This is a genomic window from Streptomyces sp. NPDC111520 (genome assembly GCF_055635295.1).
Window position 1 is genome coordinate 625,515 of sequence record NZ_JBVKBW010000003.1, and the last position, 18,033, is coordinate 643,547.

Here is an 18,033-nt window from a genome sequence, read left to right on the forward strand (position 1 = left end):
TGCAACGGGAGGCCGCTCCGCCGGGGTAGACCGATCCTCGCGGGCTCTTGCCCGATCCTGCCGACTTCGCCCGGATCGGGCTTGCCCGGCCGTGTCCGCGGGTGGTTCGGTGAGGGGGTGCGCACCCCTCCCGGACTCCTCCTGGCCGAGCTCCGCGACCTCATCGCGACGCACGCCCGGCCCTCCCTGCGGACCGCGGTCGACGGACTGCTGCTGTCCCGGGTCGCGACGGCCCCGCCGGACTACTCGCTGACCGAGCCGCTACTGGTCGTCATGGCCCGGGGTGGCAAGCGCCTGCTGCTCGGCGAGGAGGTGCACGACTACCGGGCGGGGCAGTACCTGCTGGTCACCGCTGTCCTGCCGGTCACCGGCCACTACCTGGACGTGAGCGCGCGGGACCCGGCACTGGGCATGGGGATGGTGCTGCGGGCGGCCGCCATCGCCCCGCTGCTGCTGGAGGCACCGCCCGGCCGCCGGGCCCGCGCCACGTCCGCCCCACCCGCGCTCGCCACCGGCGGGGCCGGACCGGAACTGCTCGACGCCGTCGTACGGCTGGTGCGGCTGCTCGACCATCCCGCGGACGCCCCCGTGCTCGCCCCGATGGTCGAGCGGGAGATCCTGTGGCGGCTGCTCACCGGGCCGCACGGCGCCATGGTCCGCGAGATCGGCCTGGCCGACAGCGGGCTGTCGCACGTCAGCCGGGCCATCCACTGGATCCGCGACAACTACGCGGAGCCCATGCGGGTCGACGACCTGGCCCGCCTCGCCGGCATGAGCCCGTCCGCCTTCCACCGGCACTTCCGCGCCGTGACGACGATGAGCCCGCTGCAGTTCCAGAAGCGCATCCGGCTGCAGGAGGCCCGTTCCCTCCTCGTGGCCCGCCCCGACGACGTCGCCGGCGTCGGCCACGTCGTCGGCTACTCCAGTCCCACCCAGTTCAACCGCGAGTACCGCCGTCTGTTCGGCGCCCCGCCGGGTCAGGACGCCGCCCGTGTCCGCGCCGTCGCCACCCCCGCGGGCGTGCGGCACCTGCCCTGAGGGGTCAGGGCCAGAGCAGACCGCGCGCCCAGCCGTCGGGGACGGCCGGGTCGCGGGTGTAGCGGAGGCGGACGTGGCCCTGCGCGGGGGCGGCCTGCCAGAACTCGGCCTCGTCGGCGACGAGGCGGTAGACGGTGTGGCCCTCGGGCACGTCGTCGGGGTGGGCGGCGACGTGCCCGGTGGCCCGGCGACGCGCCTCCTCGTACGCGGCGCGGCCCTCCAGCGGGGCGCTCATCGTGCCCGTGAAGCCGGCGACGCGGGAGGCCTCGCGGCGGCCGAGGAAGTCGCGGCGGGCGGCGGCGCGGTCCAGGGCCCCGACCGGTCCGGTCACCCGGATCTGCCGGCCGTGCCGCGGCCAGTACCAGCTGAGCGCGGCGTAGGGGCGGTCCGTCAGGTCGCGGCCCTTGCGGCTGCCCGCGTCGGAGGCGAAGTCGAAGGAGGGGCCGTCGAGGTCGACGCCGCGCAGCATGAGGACCCGCGCGGAGGGCCGGCCGCCGGCGTCCGCCGTGCTGAGCGTCATGACGTGCGGCTCGGGGACCCCGTCGTCGAGGGCGTACGCCAGCCAGCGGGCGAACAGCGGCCCCGGTGCCGGTCCTGCGGTGGCGGGGTCGAAGGCCGGGAGGGGCCCGGCGAGGACGGGCGCGGAGCGCATGCGTTCCCGGAGGGCTTCGGCGGTCACGGGTGCCTGGTCGTCGGTCACGTCCCGATCCTGGCATGCGGCCGCCCGGCGCGCCGCGGATCCGCGGTGCGCCGGGCGGCGGCGGTGGGGCCGTCAGGCCGGGAGGTGGAACTGCTGGTTGGTGCCGCCGGCGCAGGTCCAGATCTGCAGCCGGGCGCCGTTGGCGGTGGACTTGTCGGTGACGTCCAGGCACTTGCCGGAGACGGGGTTCACCAGGGTGTCCCCGCTGCCGCGCTGCCAGACCTGGGCGCCGGTGCCGTTGCAGTCGTAGAGCTGGACCTTGGTGCCGTTGACGGTGCCGGCGGCGGTGAGGTCCATGCACTTGCCGAGGGCGCGCAGGGTGCCGTCGGTGCCCACCGTCCACTGCTGCGCGGTGGTGCCGTTGCAGTCGTACATCTGGACGGCGGTGCCGTTGGCGCTGCTCGCGGCGGCGACGTCGACGCACTTGCCGCCGAGGCCGGTGACCTGGCCGGTGGAGCCGGTGGGCGGCGGGGTGGTGCCGCCTCCGGTCACGGTGTTGAAGACGGAGGAGAACTGCCAGGCGCTCTGCGGGGTGCCGCTGCAGCTGTCGGAGAGCTGGCCGTTGGTGGCGCAGGCCTTGTCGCGGCCGAGCGCCCAGAAGGCGAGTTCCTGGATGCCCTTGGACTTGGCGAAGTTGGCGAGCGTGGTGGCGTTGCCGGTGGTGAAGATCTCGCTGGTGTCGTCGTTGACCCCGATCATCGGGGTGTTGCCCTCCATCGCCCACAACTGGGCGTCGGACTTCTCCGGCCAGATCGCGCCGAGCTGGCCGCGCAGGGCGGTGGCGGCGTCGGTGGCCGCCTTGCCCATGTCGCGGGTCCCGTCGTAGTAGTCCATCGTCATGATGTTGACGAGGTTGACGTTCAGCCCGTTGCTCTTGGCGTTGGAGAGCAGCTTCGTCCCGTTGTCGTCCAGGCCGTTGGGCATGGACGGCAGGGTGTACTGGACGTCGAGCCTGCGCCCGGCGGCCGCGTACTCCTGCTGGAGCTGGGCGAGGGCCTTGTTGCGGCGGTCGTTGGCCGCGGTGTTGGCGATCGCGCTGCCCTCGATGTCGAGGTCGACGCGGGTGAGGTTGAGGGCGTCGACGACCTTCTTGTACTGGGCCTTGAGCGCGGACACGCTCGTACAGGAGAGGCCGATCTCGGTGCCGGAGGCCCCGCCGAAGGAGACGATGACGTCGCCGCCGGCGGCCCGCAGGGAGTTGACCGCGGAGGTCCAGCCGGCGTCGGTGACGGGCGTGTCGCCGTTGAACAGGGCGTTGCAGCCGCCGCCGTCGATGACGAAGGCGAGCGTGAAGTACTTCAGGCCCGTCGCGTTGCGGGCGCCTGTCATCGCCGAGGGCGAGTTCCAGGTCTCGACGTAGGGAGCGGCGTAGTGGGCGGGGAAGCCGGGGCCGGGGTTGGCGGCGGCGCTCGCGGAGCCGCCGGTGGCGACGACTGCGGTGGCGGCCAACGCGAGGACGGCGGGGGCGGCGGTGAGGGCTCTGACGGCGGATTTCAGCACGGGACGGCTCCTTCGTGTGCGCGACCTGAGTGCGCGTCGTGGGGGGCAAGCCGTTGGGGGGAGGAGCGGGGTGGGGGGCCTGGACAGCCATTCATGTAGGTGAACGTCGCCTCACTACATGAACAGCTGATGGCCGATGACGGTATGGACTAGACCAGCCTCACGTCAATACCCCTTGCGGCACCGGCTTGTTGGGAGCCGCGACGGCGGCCTGGGGGCGCGCGGGCATGCCTGGTGGCGGGGTCTCCGCCGCCCGCCGTGCGGACGGCGGCGACCCCGCCTGCTGTCGTCCGGCCGGGTCAGGGACCGGAGACGAGGTTGGCCACGTTGTTCGCGGAGTTGGACGGCCCCCCGCTGTTGTTGATGACGTGGCTGATCGTGCCCGTGCCGCCGAGGGAGACCGTCACCATGTCGTGGAAACGGACCCCGGACACCGCGGGCACCTCGAAGGCCCGGTCGGCGACGACGGACGGGTTGACGTTGAAGTAGCAGTAGCTGCCCAGGCCCCAGGCCTCGTGGCTGGTCACCGAGGGGCTGACCTTGTAGGCGTCGTAGCCCCTCGTGGAACCGTTCATCCAGGCCGCCTGGTTGGGCGGGTCGTACGGCATCTCGTTCTGGAAGAAGTACGTACGGCCGCCGTTGCCGTTCCAGATCACCTGGTGCTGCTGGTAGTGCTCCACGAACAGCCCGTACATCGTCACGTTCGTGCCGTTGACGATCAGGCCGTTGGCGGCGGTGTTGCTGTTCCAGCCCACCCCGCTGCCGTGGTCGGCGCGCCACAGCCACATGTGGTCGCCGATGACGTCCGAGCTGTTGACCACCAGGCTCTGGGAGGCCTTGCCGACGCCCGCGCCGCCGATGCGGAAGAAGACGTCGTGCAGCGAGGTCGGGTCGGCGGTGTGCCGCGCGGACGAGCCGGCGGGGCCGACCTGCATCAGCGTCTGCGAGTTGGTGGTGCCCGCGTCGATGAGGAGCCCGGCGATCTTGACGCCGTCGACGTCCGCGACGTTCACCGCGGTGATGCCGTTGTCCGGGATGACGGTCGCCAGGCCCAGGCCGAGGACGACGGTGCCGGCGCGGTTGACGTTCAGCGTCTGGTTCAGGTGGTAGACGCCGGGCGTGAAGAGCAGGTTCTTGCCCTGGGCGAGCGCGCCGTTGATGTCGGTGGCGGTGGCGCCGGGCTTGACGACGTAGAACTGGTCGATCGGCAGCGAGCTGCCCGCGGGGCTGCCGCCCGCCCAGGTCGTGCCCTGGGTGTTGGTGCGCAGCGCCGGGACGAAGACCTTGTACGCACCGGCCGGGTCCACGTACAGGAACGGCTTCTCGCGGGTCACCGGGGACTGCGCGACGGTGGTGTAGGGCGGGCTCGGGAAGGTGTTCGCGGGCGCGTTCACGTCACCGACGAAGACCATGTTCCAGTTGGAGCCGGTCCAGCTGCCCCACTGGCTGTTCCGCGACAGCCACTGCTGCTGCGAGCCGGAGCGCACCTGGCCGTCGATCTTGGAGTCGGCGATCAGTCCGCCGCTGGACCATCCGCCGTCGTCCAGCTGCAGGTTGCCGCGGACGTGCATCCGGCGGTACGGGGCGGCCTGCGAGACCGCCCAGCGGTCGATGCCGCCGGCCGGGTTGACGGAGAGGTTCTCGGCCGAACGCCAGAAGTTCTGGGTGGCGTTGCCCTGGAACCAGTCGGCCTCGGCGTGGACCGCGCCGTTGATCGTCACGTCGTCCGGCGAGAGGCCGAGGCCCGCGACCTGGGTGTAGAAGCCGACGTTGGCGTCCACGTTGTAGCTGCCGGGCTTGAAGAGCAGGGCGTAGCGCTGGGAGCCGAACTGGTTCGACTCCTGCTGCCCGAAGACCTGGTTGAGCCGGCCCTGGATGGCGGCCGAGGACATCGACGGGTCGAAGACCGAGACGTTCGGGCCGAGGTCGGGGGTGCCCGGCGGGTTCTGCGGGGCGTCGGTGGAGCCCAGGCTGAAGGACTGCGCGGCGGTGCCGTTGCAGGTGTACTGCTGCATGCGGGCGCCGTCGGCGACCGAGGCGGCGGGCACGTCGAGGCACTTGCCGCTGTTGCGGTTCACGAAGTGGTAGCTCCCGCCGGCCTCCTCGACCGGCAGCCACTGCTGGTTGGCGCCGTTCGAGTACGACCAGAGCTGGACGGGTGCGGCGTCCGTCGTGGAGACGTCGGTGACGTCCCAGGCCTTGCTCGCGTCGTTGCGGTTGTTGACGCGGACGTAGCCGTCGCTGGTCGCCTGGAACTGCCACTGCTGCGCGGTGGTGCCGTTGCACGCGTACTGCTGCACGGCGGTGCCGTCGGCGGTGGCCGCGGCCGCGGCGTCGACGCACTTGCCGCTGTGCTTGGCGGCGACGGTCACCCAGCCGGTGGGGAGGGTGGCGGCCTGCGCCTGCGGGGCGGTCAGCACGACGGCTGACAGGCCCGAGGCGAAGAGCGCGCCGAGCGCGAGCGGTACGACGCGGCGCCGGGCGCGACCGCGTCCGGGGACGCCGCGGGGCGGCGCTCCGAGGGTTCTCATGGATGACTCCTGTGCCGCGCGGGGCGCGGCGCCGTGGGGGGATGTGAGCGGGCATGCCGAAGCGTGCGGCGGCATGACGTGTCACGACGGGGTGGGGGGTGGCCCGGGCGCGGGCGCCCGGCCGTGCGACAGCAGCTCAAAGGTCGGAACGACCTTTCTTCACGGCGTGAAGTTAGGCTTCCGCAGCGGACACGTCAAGAGGTCGCGCTACGGATTTCGAACGCCGCAGGATTCGTGGTAATGCCTCAACTCGACGCGCGGGCAGGGTGTTTGTGCTGCTGGTGGCCGATGCGGGACGGCACGGCGGGGCGCGGCGGGCGGGCCCCGGCGCCTTTGGGCCGGACAACACTTGAACGCGCCCTGCCCGGTGGGCCACCCCACTGGGCCCGCCGGCCCTGACCACCCTTCAGGAAGTGCTGATCAACGGCGGCCACCTGCACGGACCGTACTGGTCTGTACCAGAGTCTTGACTGCACCCTTCCTTCACACCTTAAATCACGAGTTGACGAAGGCCTCCCCACCGCCTCCCCCCACCCCCCATCCCCCCACCGGCGCCCCCCACACGCGCCCGCCGACCGGGAAGGACCTCCCCCCATGACCCGTGCCACGAGCGCCGCGAGGCGCGCCGCCGCCCGCCTGTTACTGCTGCTCGCCGTCCTCCTGGGCGCCGTCGCGGCGCCCGCCACGTCCGCCCCCGCCGCCGCCCCCTTCAAGGTGCTGGCGTTCTACAACGGCACCTGGGACGCGGCCCACATCGACTTCGTCAAGGAAGCCAACCAGTGGTTCCCGCAGGCCGGGGCCGCCAACGGCTTCACGTACACCTCGACGACCAACTGGAACCTGCTGACCGACGCGGCCGCCCTGAAGCAGTACCAGGTCGTCCTCTTCCTCGACGACGCCCCGCAGAGCGCCGCCCAGCGCTCCGGCTTCGAGGCGTACATGCGCGGCGGCGGGGCCTGGCTGGGCTTCCACGTCTCGGCCTGGACCGACAACGCGCAGAGCTGGCCCTGGTACTACAACCAGTTCCTGGGCAGCGGCAACTTCCGCTCGAACACCTGGGGCCCCACCGCCGCCACGCTGCGCGTCGAGGACCGCGCCCACCCCGCCACCTCGCACCTGCCGGCGACGTTCACCTCGTCGGTGAGCGAGTGGTACAGCTGGAGCAACGACCTGCGCAACAACCCGGACATCGACGTCCTGGCGTCCGTCGACCCGGTCAGCTTCCCCCTGGGCACCGACCCCAACCAGTCCTGGTACAGCGGCTACTACCCGATCCTGTGGACCAACACCAAGTACCGCATGCTGTACGCCAACTTCGGCCACAACGCGATGAACTACGACACGAACACCCGGCTGTCGTCGACCTTCGCCAGCGCCACCCAGAACACCTTCCTGCTCGACGGGCTCAAGTGGCTCGGCACCGGCTCCACGGGCGACCCCGCCCCCACCGACCCGATCTCCGAGACGTCCTGGTACTCCCTGGTCAACGCCGGCAGCGGCCGCTGCGTGGACGCCCGGGCCGCCGCCGCGGCCAACGGGACCGTGATCCAGCAGTACACCTGCAACTCCACCACCGCGCAGGACTTCCGCGTGCTGTCCACCGACAGCGGGTACGCCCGCCTGGCCGCCCGGAACGACACCACCAAGGCCGTGGACGTCACGGACGTCTCCACCGCCGACAACGCCCCGCTCCAGCTCTGGACGTACGGCGGCGGCGGCAACCAGCAGTGGAGGCCGGTCGCCGAGTCCGGCGGCCGCTACCACTTCACCGCCCGCCACAGCGGCAAGTGCCTCACCGCCCCCACCGGCGACCCCAGCGGCACCCAACTCGTCCAGCGCACCTGCGACGGCTCGGCCGCGCAGTCCTTCCAGCTCGTCGTCCGTCCCTGACCCGGACGACGGGATCCCGGTGCCGCCCCGCCCCCACAAGGGCCGGGGCGGCACCTCCGTGTCCGGCCCGCCCCGGCACCGGCCCTCACCATTTCTGACAGGTCGTCAGTATTGAAACTTCCGGCCACGGCGGTTACGTTCCGCCCACTCGCCGACGCAAGGGAGTGTGGTCGTATGGCCGAGGTCTCCGCCCAGGCCCGCATCGCGGCACCGGCCGAGAAGGTCTGGCGCACCCTCACCGACTTCAGCTCGCACACGCAGTGGAGCACCACGCACACCGGGTTCCCCGACGGCGGTCCCCAGCCGCTGGAGACGGGCGCGACCTACCGGGAGAACATGAAGCTGATGGGGTTCCCCGCCGAGGTGAACTGGGAGGTCACCTCGTTGGACCCCGGGCGCGGGTTCGCGATCGCGGGCAAGGGCCCGATGGCCGTGGACCTGCTGACCCGATACAGCCTGACCCCGGACGGCGACCAGACCGACGTCCGCATCGACGGCTCCTTCAACGGCGCGGCCGTCGCCCTCATGGCGGGCAAGCTCAAGGACACCGCCACCGCGGCGCTCCACGAGTCGCTGCGCAAGCTCGCCGGCCTCGTCGAGTAGCCGGGGACCGGAGACACCGGACGGTCCGTGGGGCGGCCCCACGTCACTCGTCGCTGATTGCTCGTCACCCACACGTGGACGATGGGGCATTGATCCGATGTGCCCGGGTACGGTACCGCTTGCGCCGGCCGTGCCGTGCCGACGGACCGACAGGGGAGCCCCGCCCATGCAGATCGCCCGTACCGCCGCCGTACGCTCCGCCGCCGCCTTCGCACTCGCCGCCCTCGCGGGCGCGACGACGGCCTGCGCTCCCGCCGACGGCGGCGGCACCACGGGCGACGGACGGCCGGCCGCGAGCGCTCCCGCCACGGCCGGGCCGGCCGACCTGCCCTCGTTCGCCGGCATGGGTCTGCAGGCCGCCCAGGACAAGGCCCAGACGCTGGGCTTCTACCGCCTGGACTCGCACGACGCGCTGGGCCGGGGGCGTGACCAGATCTGGGACCGCGACTGGAAGGTCTGCTTCCAGCGCCCCGTCCCGGGCAGCCGGTCCACCACCGTCACCGTCGACTTCGGCACCGTGAAGCTCACGGAGTCCTGCCCCGCCCGGGACGCCTCCCCGCCGGCCGCGGCGGGCGCGACGATGCCCGACCTCACGGGCACCTCCGTGAAGGTGGCCCGCACGACGCTCACCGCCGCGACCAGCATCACGGCGGAGGACGCCTCCGGGCAGGACCGCTTCATCCTCATGGAGAGCAACTGGAAGGTGTGCTCGCAAGCGCCCGCCGCAGGCGCCGGGCTCACGGGGCAGCCGATCGCCTTCAAGGCCGTGAAGTTCGGCGAGGCCTGCCCGTAGAGGTCGCGTGCCGACGGGGGCGTGTTCGTCGTGGCGTGGGGATGCTCTCGATCGAAGGACGCCGGTGGCCCGGGACACGTGTGCGTCCCGGGCCACCGGCGTACAGAGGGCTGTCAGTCCTCGTCGGCGAGGATCAGGTAGAGCTTCTTGCGGGCCTCGTTGACCACGCCGAGCGCCTTGTCGCGCTGCTCGGGCGTACCGGTCGCCCAGACCTGCCGGAAGGCGTCGACCAGGCCGGCGCCCGCCTTGCGGATCTCGTTCATGGCCTCCCAGTCGATGCCGCGCCCGGCCTCTTCCCAGGGGGCGTCGGGCCCCGCCTCGGCCTCGGTACGGCCGGCCTCGGTGAGCGTGAAGAGCTTCTTGCCGCCCTCCGACGCGCTGCTGATCAGGCCCTCGTCCTCGAGCAGTTGCAGCGTCGGGTAGACCGAGCCGGGGCTCGGCTTCCACGCGCCGCCGCTGCGCTCGGCGATCTCCTGGATCATCTCGTAGCCGTGCATGGGCCGGTCCGCGAGCAGCGCCAGGATCGAGGCACGCACGTCGCCGCGCCTCGCCCGGCCCCGCGGGCCTCCCCTGCCGCCCCGCCCGCCGTGCCACGGCCCGGGCCCCCAGGGCCCCCCGCCGAACGGCGGTCCGAACGGCCCGAAGGCCGCACGCCGCCCTTCCTGCTCATGGTCGCCGCGGCCGTGATGGCCGGGCCCGAAGTGTCCATGTCCATGGGAACGCATGGTGACGCTCCTTCCATCGTCGTACGGTCGCGATGCTTCAACGATATATCGGCAACAGTCGCAGAGCAAGGCCCTCCCGCCTGCGGAACTGTCGTGTCCCAGCGCAGATGCACCGGTCTCACCGAAGATTGACGACTGGGCTGTCGGTAGTTGCGACGACGGGGCGCGGCCCCGCGAGTGCGGCACCCGGGTACGGCATAAGCTCGGCAGATGGCGAAGTACTTCGACGTGCACCCCGAGAACCCCCAGCCCCGCAGCATCGCCCAGGTCGCCGACGCCGTGCGGTCGGGAGCACTCATCGCATACCCCACCGACTCCTGTTACGCGCTGGGCTGCCGACTGGGCAGCAGGGACGGCATGGACCGGATCCGTTCGATCCGCCACCTCGACGACCGGCACCACTTCACCCTGGTGTGCCGGGACTTCGCGCAGCTGGGCCAGTTCGTGCAGGTGGACAATGACGTGTTCCGGGCCGTGAAGGCGTCCACACCCGGCAGCTACACCTTCATCCTCCCGGCCACCCGTGAGGTGCCGCGCAAGCTGCTGCACCCGAAGAAGAAGACCGTGGGTGTGCGCATCCCGGACCATGTGGTCACCCAGGCGCTGCTGGCCGAATTGGGCGAGCCGCTGCTGTCCAGCACACTGCTGCTGCCGGACGAGGAGGAGCCGATGACCCAGGGCTGGGAGATCAAGGATCGGCTCGATCACGCGGTGGACGCCGTGGTCGACTCCGGGGACTGCGGCACCGAGCCGACGACGGTGGTGGACTTCTCCGGCGGCGTTGCAGAGATCGTACGGCGGGGCGCGGGAGACACCTCGCGGTTCGAGTGAGGCCCCGCCGGTCGCCCTGCCCCTCGCAGCTTCGACAGCCGCGAAGGCAGGGCACCGGTCACACTTCATTGAGAACGCTCGAACTTCACTGAGACGGGACAGGAACTGTCGACCTGCGTCAGTGAGTGTTGATCGATTGCCAGCGAAGGCCGATCGACAGTGGAGGATGACCGCAGACGGCGACGATCCTCTGCTCGACGGGTCTGTAGTGTGCGGCAATGACAAGAAGTGAGCGGCTCGCCGAGCAGTTGGACTGGTACTGGCGCAAGAACCTGCGGCCACGGCTGGACGGTCTTACCGACGAGGAGTACTTCTGGGAGCCGGTGCGGGGCTGCTGGAGCATCCGCCCACGTGACACGTCGGCCGCACCGGTGCCGGAAGGTTCGGGGAAATGGACGATGGACTCCGCGTCCCCTGCCCCGGTGCCGGCGCCGGTGACCACGATTGCCTGGCGGCTGGCGCACATCATCGTCTCGTGCCTGGGCTATCGGGTCGGGTGGTACTTCGGCCGCCAGGACGTCGACTCCCGGACATTCGCCTACGCGGGGACCGCTGACGAGGCGCTGGAACAGCTCGATGAGATGTATGGGAGCTGGAACGCGGGGGTCCGCGAGCTCACGGACGCCGACCTGGACAATCCGCCCACGGTGGGTCCCGAGCGGTTTCCCATGGAGAACAGGGTCCTGCACGTCAACAGGGAGCTGATCCATCACGGCGCCGAGGTTTCCCTGCTGCGCGACCTCTACCGCCGGCAGGACGGAGCCGCACCGCGCCGAATATGACTCTCGGCAACCGGCGATCGAGCTTCGGAAACGTACGTGGACTCCCTGACGCTCCGTGGCTGCTGCCGCCGAGAGGCCTTTCCGGTGATGAGCCGGCCTGTGGCCGGAAGGTGCTTCGGGTTGCGGCGTGCGCCGCTGACGACCGGCCTGTGCGTCTCATCGAGGTTTCACCGGCTGGGGCCGACCAGTCGGGCGCTGAATGACGACGGCAGCGCGCCGCGAGCGACTGGACGGTCAAGGGCGACCCCCGTGCAGGGCTCGCTAGGCTCACGGCATGTCCAACGATCTCGGTTTCACGTGCTCGTGCTGCGGCGAGCGCCACGCAGAGCTCCCCATGAGCTACTCGACGATGGCCCCGGACGTGTGGGACCACAGCTTCGAGAGTGATCCGGACAGCATGCTGTCGTCCGACCAGTGCGTGATCAAGGGCCGGCACTTCTTCGTCAGGGGCCTGATCGAGATACCCGTGATCGGCAGCCAGGACGTCTTCTCCTGGGGCGTCTGGGTCTCACTGAGCAGGGACAACTTCGCCCGTGCCCTTGAGGTGTGGAACACGGAGGGCCGCGAGGCCGAGAAGCCGTATTTCGGCTGGCTCAGCACCGAGCTCGCGCTTTATCCCGAGAGCACGACCAACCTCAAGACGAACGCTCACACCCGACCGGTCGGCAAGCGGCCCTTCATCGAGTTGGAGCCCACCGACCACCCGCTCGCCGTCGAACAGCGCTCCGGAATCACGCAGGACCGCGTGCGTGAGATCGCCATGGCGGTGCTCCACCCGGCGTGACGGGCCGCGTCGGCCGAAGTTCACTGAGACTGGTCGAACTTCGCTGAGACAGGACAGCCGCGCGACAGTGCGGCCGGACCCGAACGCCGGGGCGAGTGTCGGGCGCACAGGCGGATCAGCCATACTGCCCGCCGTGGAGCAGAGCAGAGGTCCGAACATCCCGCTCGTACAGGCCGCCGGCATCGATCCGGCCTACGTCCCCGGCATCCTCGCGCCGGAACCGGGGGGCGACGACAGAACCGAGGCCGCCGCCTCCGAGACCGGAAGTGCGGCCGACGTGACGACCGGTGCCGCGCCGTCGCCCGCCGAGGCCGAAGCCGATGCCGAGGACGCGACCCCGGAGGAGTCCGCCACCGACACCGATGACGACGAGGTCGACGACGACGAAGGCACCGAAGGCTCCGGCGAGGAGCGGGTGTTCGAGGCGGCGGACCGCAGGGGGGCGATCCGGGCGGACCGGCATGGCCTCGCGTTCCGGCTGGACGACACCGAGGCCGAGTTCCGCTGGAAGGAGATCCGCGCGGTCGAGGTCGACCTCCCCAAGTGGGGGCACCGCTTCGGCGTCACGGTCTACCTGTCCGAGCGCCGCTGGTTCGAGACGTGGGTGGACGCGCCCAGCCGACGGCGGTTGCGGGCCTGGAACGATGAGTTCGACGCCGTCCTCGACGTCTACTTCGAAACCGGCACCGCGGAGCAGGATTCCGAGGAGCGCGACTCCGCGCAGCAGTAGGCGTCGACTCCAGCCGTCGGCCCGGTCGACGCCCGGGCCGCGGTGCGCCGCTTCGACGGCACGACGGCCAAGTCCGCCGAAGACAAAAGGCAAGGAGCGCCCGCTCCTTGCCACTCTCAAGCTATAGCGCACGGGGGGCCTTGCGGCAAGGCCCCCGTTGTGCCGCAGAATCACCGCCCTGAACCGGAAACCACGGGGTGGGGTGTGTTGATGATCGACGTCATCGTCGTCGGCGGCGGGCCGACCGGGCTGATGCTGGCGGCCGAGTTGCGGCTGCAGGGCGTACGGGTGCTCGTGCTGGAGCGGGACGCGGAGCCGAGCGTGCAGACCCGCTCGCGCGGCCTGCACGTCCGCAGCATCGAGGTGATGGACCAGCGGGGCCTGCTGGAGCGGTTCCTCGCGCACGGCAGGAAGGTCACGTCCGGCGGGTTCTTCGGCGGCCTCGGCAAGCACTGGCCCGAGGGGCTGGACACCGCCCATTCGTACGTCCTCGCCGTCCCGCAGCCGGTCACCGAACGCCTGCTGGCCGAGCACGCCGCCGGCCTCGGCGTCGAGATCCGGCGCGGCCGCGCACTGTCCGGGCTGAGCCAGGACGACGACGGGGTCACCGCCGAACTGGCCGACGGGACGCGGTTGCGCTCGCGCTACCTCGTCGGCTGTGACGGCGGACGCAGCACCGTGCGGAAGCTGCTCGGCGTCGGTTTCCCCGGCGAGCCCTCCAGGGTCGAGACGCTGATCGGCGAGATGGAGGTGGCCGCGCCGCCGGAGACGGTGGCCGCCGTGGTGGCCGAGGTCCGCAGGACGCGGGAGCGGTTCGGCGTCATCCCCGAACCGGACGGGCGGTACTGCGTGATCATGCCCGCCGAGGGTGTGGCCGAGGACCGCGCGGCACCGACCTGGGAGGAGTTCAAAGGACGGCTGCGGGCGATCGCCGGCACCGACTTCGGCGTGCATTCGCCGCGCTGGCTCTCCCGCTTCGGTGACGCCACCCGGCAGGCCGAGCGCTACCGGGTGGGGCGGGTGCTGCTCGCCGGCGACGCGGCGCACGTCCATCCGCCGACCGGGGGGCAGGGGCTCAACCTCGGCCTCCAGGACGCGTTCAACCTCGGCTGGAAGCTCGCGGCGGCGGTGCTCGGCCGGGCGCCCGAGGGGCTGCTGGACAGCTACCACGCCGAACGGCACCCCGTGGCCGCCGACGTGCTGGAGAACACCCGCGCGCAGATGCACCTGCTGTCCGCCGAGCCGGGGCCGCGGGCGGTGCGCGGACTGCTGGCGGAGCTGATGGGTTTCGAGGAGGTGAACCGGCACCTGATCGGGAAGATCACCGGGATCGCGGTCCGCTACGACCTCGGCGAGGGCCACGAACTGCTCGGCCGCCGGCTGCGGGACGTGGAGCTGAAGCAGGGACGGCTGTACGCGCTGATGCACGCCGGCCGCGGCCTGCTGCTCGACCGTACGGGCGGCGCGCTGTCCGCGGCGGGCTGGGAGGACCGGGTCGACCACGTCGTCGACGCCGGTGGGGAGCCGGACGTCCCCGCGGTCCTGCTGCGCCCCGACGGCCACGTCGCCTGGGTCGGCGCGGACCGGCAGGATCTCCTCGCCGCCCTCGCCCGCTGGTTCGGCACTCCCACCGGCTGACCAGGGGATATCACCCTCCGCCGGACGGGAGTTGCCCACGGTGACCATGCGGCCGAGTGGCATTCGCGGCGTCCGGGGCCGAGACTGCGAGTACGACACAAAGATCCCCCAATGCCGGACACAGGGCACACCCACCGCTTCCGGATCGCCCGCCCGGACGCCGGCCGAGGCGTGCCGCCTCGGTGGCCGGCCCGAGGGCGGGTGGTCCGTACCCCACTTGGAGCCGCCATGGCGGACATCCCGGTCGACGTCCTGACCCCTGATCCCGACCCTGATCCCGATACCGGCCCTGATGGCGACACGTTCGCCGCCACCGGCCGCGAACGGGTGATCGCCGAAGTCCTGGCCCCGGTCGTGCAGGCGGAGCGGGTCCCGCTCGACAGCAACTTCTTCACGGACCTCGGCGCGGACTCCATGGTCATGGCCCGCTTCTGCGCGCGGCTCAGGAAGCGCGAGGACGTGCCGCCCGTCTCGATCAAGGACGTCTACCGTCACCCCACCGTCAGGAGCCTGGCGGCGGCCCTCGCGGAGGTCGTCCCGCCCCCGGCACCCGCGCCGGCTCTCGCGGCGTCCCCCGCGACGGGCACGGCGCCGTACGGACCGGGCACGCCGGGCACGCCAAGTGGCCCGTCGGGCACGCCGCGTTACGCGCTGTGCGCGACGCTCCAACTGCTGTTCTTCCTCGCGTACTCCTTCGCGGCGGCCCTCGTCCTCACGGCCGGCGTGGAGTGGATCGCGGACGGTTCGGGTCTGCTCGGCACCTACCTGCGTGCGGTCCTCTTCGGTGCCGTGGTCTTCCTCGGGGTCTGCGTACTGCCGATCCTGGGCAAGTGGGTGCTCGTCGGCCGGTGGCGCCCGCGGGAGATCCGGCTGTGGAGCCTGGCGTACGTCCGCTTCTGGTGCGCCAAGACGCTGATCCGGGCGAATCCGCTGGCGCTGTTCGCGGGTTCCCCCGTCTACTCCCTCTACCTGCGGGCGCTGGGCGCGAGGATCGGCCGGCGGGTGACGGTCTTCACCCGCCACGTGCCGGTCTGCACCGACCTGCTCACCGTCGGCGACGACACCGTCATCCGCAAGGACGCCTTCCTCAACTGCTACCGGGCGCAGTCCGGGGTGATCAGGACCGGCCCGGTCACGCTCGGCCGGGACGTGCTGATCGGCGAGGCGACGGTGCTCGACATCGGGACCTCCATGGGCGACGGCACCCAGCTCGGCCACTCCTCCTCGCTGCACGCCGGCCAGTCCGTGCCCGCCGGCGAACGCTGGCACGGCTCCCCGGCCCAGCCCACCGACGTCGACTACCGCCGCGCGACCGGCCCCGCCCGCTGCGGCACCCTGCGCAGGACGGCGTACGCGTCGACGCAGGTGCTGACGGCCCTGGTCCTGTACGTGCCCCTGGCCGTCGGCGGCGCGGCCCTGCTGACGGCCGCGGTCCCGCAATTCCGCGCGCTGCTGGCCCCCGGGCCCACGGCGCCGGCCGGCTGGACGTTCTACGCCGACGCCCTGGCCGCCTCCGCGATCTTCTTCTTCGGCGCCGTCGTCGTGGGCGCCCTGCTCTCGGTGACCGTCCCGCGCGTGCTGGGTCCCGTCGTACGGCCGGGCCGGGACTACCCCCTGTACGGTTTCCGCTACGGGGTGCACCGGGCGGTCGGCTTCCTCACCAACCGGCGCTTCCACAAGGTCCTGTTCGGCGACAGCTCGGCGATCGTCGGCTACCTGGGCCGTCTCGGGTACGACCTGGGCGAGGTCGAGCAGACCGGCTCCAACTTCGGCCTCACGGTGCGGCAGGACACCCCGCGCCTGACCAGCGTCGGCCGGGGGACGATGGTCGCCGACGGGCTGTCGGTCATCAACACCGACTACACCGGCACCTCCTTCCGCACGTCCGAGGTGACGATCGGCCCGCACAACTTCCTGGGCAACTACATCGCGTTCCCCGCCGGGGCCAGGACCGGCGACAACTGCCTGCTGGCGACCAAGGTGATGGTGCCGCTCGACGGGGAGGTACGGGAGGGCGTCGGCCTCCTCGGTTCTCCGAGCTTCGAGATCCCCCGGTCCGTCCTGCGCGACAGCAGGTTCGACCACCTCGTCCGGGACCGCGTGGCGTTCCGGCGCCGCCTGGCGGCCAAGAACCGGCACAACGCCGCCACCATGGCCCTGCACCTGGGCTCGCGGTGGCTGTTCTTCTTCGCGGTCGCCCTGGTCGTGTCGGCGGCCGCGGACCTCTACGGCACGTTCGGTCCGGCCGTGATCGCGCTCGCCAACGTCCTCACCGTGCTGTTCGCCGTCGCCGGCATGGTGCTGACGGAACGCGCCACCGCGGGCCGGCACGGCCTGCGGCCGCTGTACTGCTCGATCTACGAACGCCCCTTCTGGCGGCACGAGCGCTACTGGAAGATCACCAACCCGACCGAGGCGATCGCGGTGTTCAACGGCACGCCCTTCAAGACGGTCGTCTGGCGGCTGCTCGGCGTCCGCATCGGCAGCCGGGTCTTCGACGACGGCTGCTACGTGCCGGAACGGTCCCTGGTCAGCATCGGCGACGAGTGCGTCCTCAACGAGGGCACCCGGATCCAGTGCCACTCGCAGGAGGACGGCACCTTCAAGTCGGACCGCACCACGCTGGGCAGCCGCTGCACCGTCGGCGTGGGCGCCCTCGTCCACTACGGCGTGACGATGGGCGACGGGGCGGTCCTGGCGCCCGACTCCTTCCTGATGAAGGGCGAGGAGGTGCCGGAGCGGGCCCGCTGGGGCGGCAACCCGGCCCGGGAGATGCGGGACACCGCGGCGGGCGCGCCCGGCACGCCCGGCACGCCCGGCTGAGGCCGCCCGGTCGAAGCCGCCCCGCGGGGAACCTTCTTGGGCCGGCTCCCGTTTCTACAGCGCTGTAGTAAACGCGGGAGCCCGTCCGGGAGGCGGTCCGGGCTCCGCCGAGACCTGGAGCGTTTATGCCCCTGTGGGACCGCATCAAGGAATCCGCCGCCACCATGCAGACGCAACTCGTGGCCAAGAAGAACGACCTCAAGAGCGGTGCCTTCCGTGACGCCGCCATGGCGATGTGCGCGCTCGTCGCCGCGGCCGACGGCACCATCGACCCGTCCGAACGGCGCCGGGTCGCCCAGCTCATCGCCACCAACGAGGTCCTGCAGAACTTCGACGCGACGGACCTCCAGCGCCGTTTCGACGCCAACCTCGCCAAGCTCACCTCGGACTTCGACTTCGGCAAGGTCAGCGTGCTGCAGGAGATCGCCAAGGCCGCCAAGAAGCCCGCCGAGGCCCGCGCCGTCGTCCAGATCGGCATCGTCATCGGCGGCGCCGACGGCGACTTCGACAAGACCGAGCAGGCCGTCGTCCGCGAGGCCTGCCACACCCTCGGCCTGCCGCCGCACGAGTTCGACCTCTAGGGCGCAGGCGCCTCGCCACCGGGACGGGCCGGGACCGGCGGGACGACCGGGTGCTGCCGTCCGCCCCGGCGGCAGCACCCCCGG

General features: G+C 71.6%; 15 protein-coding genes. 11 read left to right on the forward strand and 4 right to left on the reverse strand.

All coding sequences use genetic code 11. The features are described 5' to 3' along the window. Nucleotides 1–117: 117 nt before the first annotated feature. Nucleotides 118–1,038, forward strand: coding sequence for an AraC family transcriptional regulator (locus tag ACZ7MY_RS10315; protein ID WP_499600884.1), 921 nt, complete (start codon nucleotides 118–120; stop codon nucleotides 1,036–1,038). Between the two features lie 4 nt (nucleotides 1,039–1,042). Here the strand turns inward: ACZ7MY_RS10315 and ACZ7MY_RS10320 are convergent, their stop codons facing one another. The 3 genes from ACZ7MY_RS10320 to ACZ7MY_RS10330 all read right to left on the reverse strand — a co-directional run bounded on the left by ACZ7MY_RS10320 (nucleotide 1,043) and on the right by ACZ7MY_RS10330 (nucleotide 5,769). Then, nucleotides 1,043–1,738 (reverse strand): pyridoxine/pyridoxamine 5'-phosphate oxidase, encoded by a 696-nt coding sequence (locus ACZ7MY_RS10320; protein ID WP_499600885.1) that lies wholly within the window; start codon nucleotides 1,736–1,738, stop codon nucleotides 1,043–1,045. 72 nt (nucleotides 1,739–1,810) lie between these two features. Then, nucleotides 1,811–3,238 (reverse strand): RICIN domain-containing protein, encoded by a 1,428-nt coding sequence (locus ACZ7MY_RS10325; protein WP_499600886.1) that lies wholly within the window; start codon nucleotides 3,236–3,238, stop codon nucleotides 1,811–1,813. 299 nt (nucleotides 3,239–3,537) lie between these two features. Further along, nucleotides 3,538–5,769 (reverse strand): pectate lyase-like domain-containing protein, encoded by a 2,232-nt coding sequence (locus ACZ7MY_RS10330; protein ID WP_499600887.1) that lies wholly within the window; start codon nucleotides 5,767–5,769, stop codon nucleotides 3,538–3,540. A 594-nt stretch (nucleotides 5,770–6,363) separates the two neighbouring features. On the opposite strand from ACZ7MY_RS10330, the gene ACZ7MY_RS10335 reads away from it, so the two are divergent. The 3 genes from ACZ7MY_RS10335 to ACZ7MY_RS10345 all read left to right on the forward strand — a co-directional run bounded on the left by ACZ7MY_RS10335 (nucleotide 6,364) and on the right by ACZ7MY_RS10345 (nucleotide 9,055). Next, a complete protein-coding gene (locus tag ACZ7MY_RS10335; RefSeq protein WP_499600888.1) occupies nucleotides 6,364–7,659 on the forward strand; it encodes a ThuA domain-containing protein in 1,296 nt (431 codons plus the stop codon). A gap of 174 nt (nucleotides 7,660–7,833) precedes the next feature. Next, nucleotides 7,834–8,262: a type II toxin-antitoxin system Rv0910 family toxin gene (locus tag ACZ7MY_RS10340; protein WP_499600889.1), complete on the forward strand. Its 429-nt coding sequence runs from the start codon at nucleotides 7,834–7,836 to the stop codon at nucleotides 8,260–8,262. 166 nt (nucleotides 8,263–8,428) lie between these two features. After that, nucleotides 8,429–9,055 (forward strand): hypothetical protein, encoded by a 627-nt coding sequence (locus ACZ7MY_RS10345; protein WP_499600890.1) that lies wholly within the window; start codon nucleotides 8,429–8,431, stop codon nucleotides 9,053–9,055. A gap of 113 nt (nucleotides 9,056–9,168) precedes the next feature. Here the strand turns inward: ACZ7MY_RS10345 and ACZ7MY_RS10350 are convergent, their stop codons facing one another. After that, on the reverse strand, nucleotides 9,169–9,780 hold the full coding sequence (locus ACZ7MY_RS10350) for a PadR family transcriptional regulator (RefSeq protein WP_499600891.1): 612 nt from the start codon (nucleotides 9,778–9,780) through the stop codon (nucleotides 9,169–9,171). Between the two features lie 210 nt (nucleotides 9,781–9,990). Between ACZ7MY_RS10350 and ACZ7MY_RS10355 the strand changes: the two genes are divergently transcribed. The 7 genes from ACZ7MY_RS10355 (at nucleotide 9,991) to ACZ7MY_RS10385 (ending at nucleotide 17,949) form a co-directional block, all read left to right on the forward strand. After that, entirely contained in the window at nucleotides 9,991–10,611 is a 621-nt protein-coding gene (locus tag ACZ7MY_RS10355) for an L-threonylcarbamoyladenylate synthase (RefSeq protein ID WP_499600892.1), read from the forward strand. Nucleotides 10,612–10,829: 218 nt separating this feature from the next. Beyond that, nucleotides 10,830–11,393 carry a DinB family protein gene (locus ACZ7MY_RS10360; protein WP_499600893.1) on the forward strand — a complete coding sequence of 188 codons (564 nt, stop codon included), beginning with the start codon at nucleotides 10,830–10,832 and terminating at the stop codon, nucleotides 11,391–11,393. A 334-nt stretch (nucleotides 11,394–11,727) separates the two neighbouring features. Then, the gene (locus tag ACZ7MY_RS10365; protein ID WP_499600940.1) at nucleotides 11,728–12,177 is read left to right on the forward strand and encodes a DUF2199 domain-containing protein; all 450 of its coding nucleotides are present in this window, start codon (nucleotides 11,728–11,730) and stop codon (nucleotides 12,175–12,177) included. A gap of 133 nt (nucleotides 12,178–12,310) precedes the next feature. Continuing rightward, nucleotides 12,311–12,907, forward strand: coding sequence for a hypothetical protein (locus ACZ7MY_RS10370; protein ID WP_499600894.1), 597 nt, complete (start codon nucleotides 12,311–12,313; stop codon nucleotides 12,905–12,907). Nucleotides 12,908–13,117: 210 nt separating this feature from the next. Continuing rightward, entirely contained in the window at nucleotides 13,118–14,545 is a 1,428-nt protein-coding gene (rox, locus tag ACZ7MY_RS10375) for a rifampin monooxygenase (protein ID WP_499600896.1), read from the forward strand. A gap of 228 nt (nucleotides 14,546–14,773) precedes the next feature. After that, nucleotides 14,774–17,368, forward strand: a complete 2,595-nt coding sequence (locus tag ACZ7MY_RS10380; RefSeq protein ID WP_499600897.1) for a Pls/PosA family non-ribosomal peptide synthetase — start codon at nucleotides 14,774–14,776, stop codon at nucleotides 17,366–17,368. A gap of 125 nt (nucleotides 17,369–17,493) precedes the next feature. After that, nucleotides 17,494–17,949, forward strand: coding sequence for a tellurite resistance TerB family protein (locus tag ACZ7MY_RS10385; RefSeq protein ID WP_499600898.1), 456 nt, complete (start codon nucleotides 17,494–17,496; stop codon nucleotides 17,947–17,949). Nucleotides 17,950–18,033 lie beyond the last annotated feature (84 nt).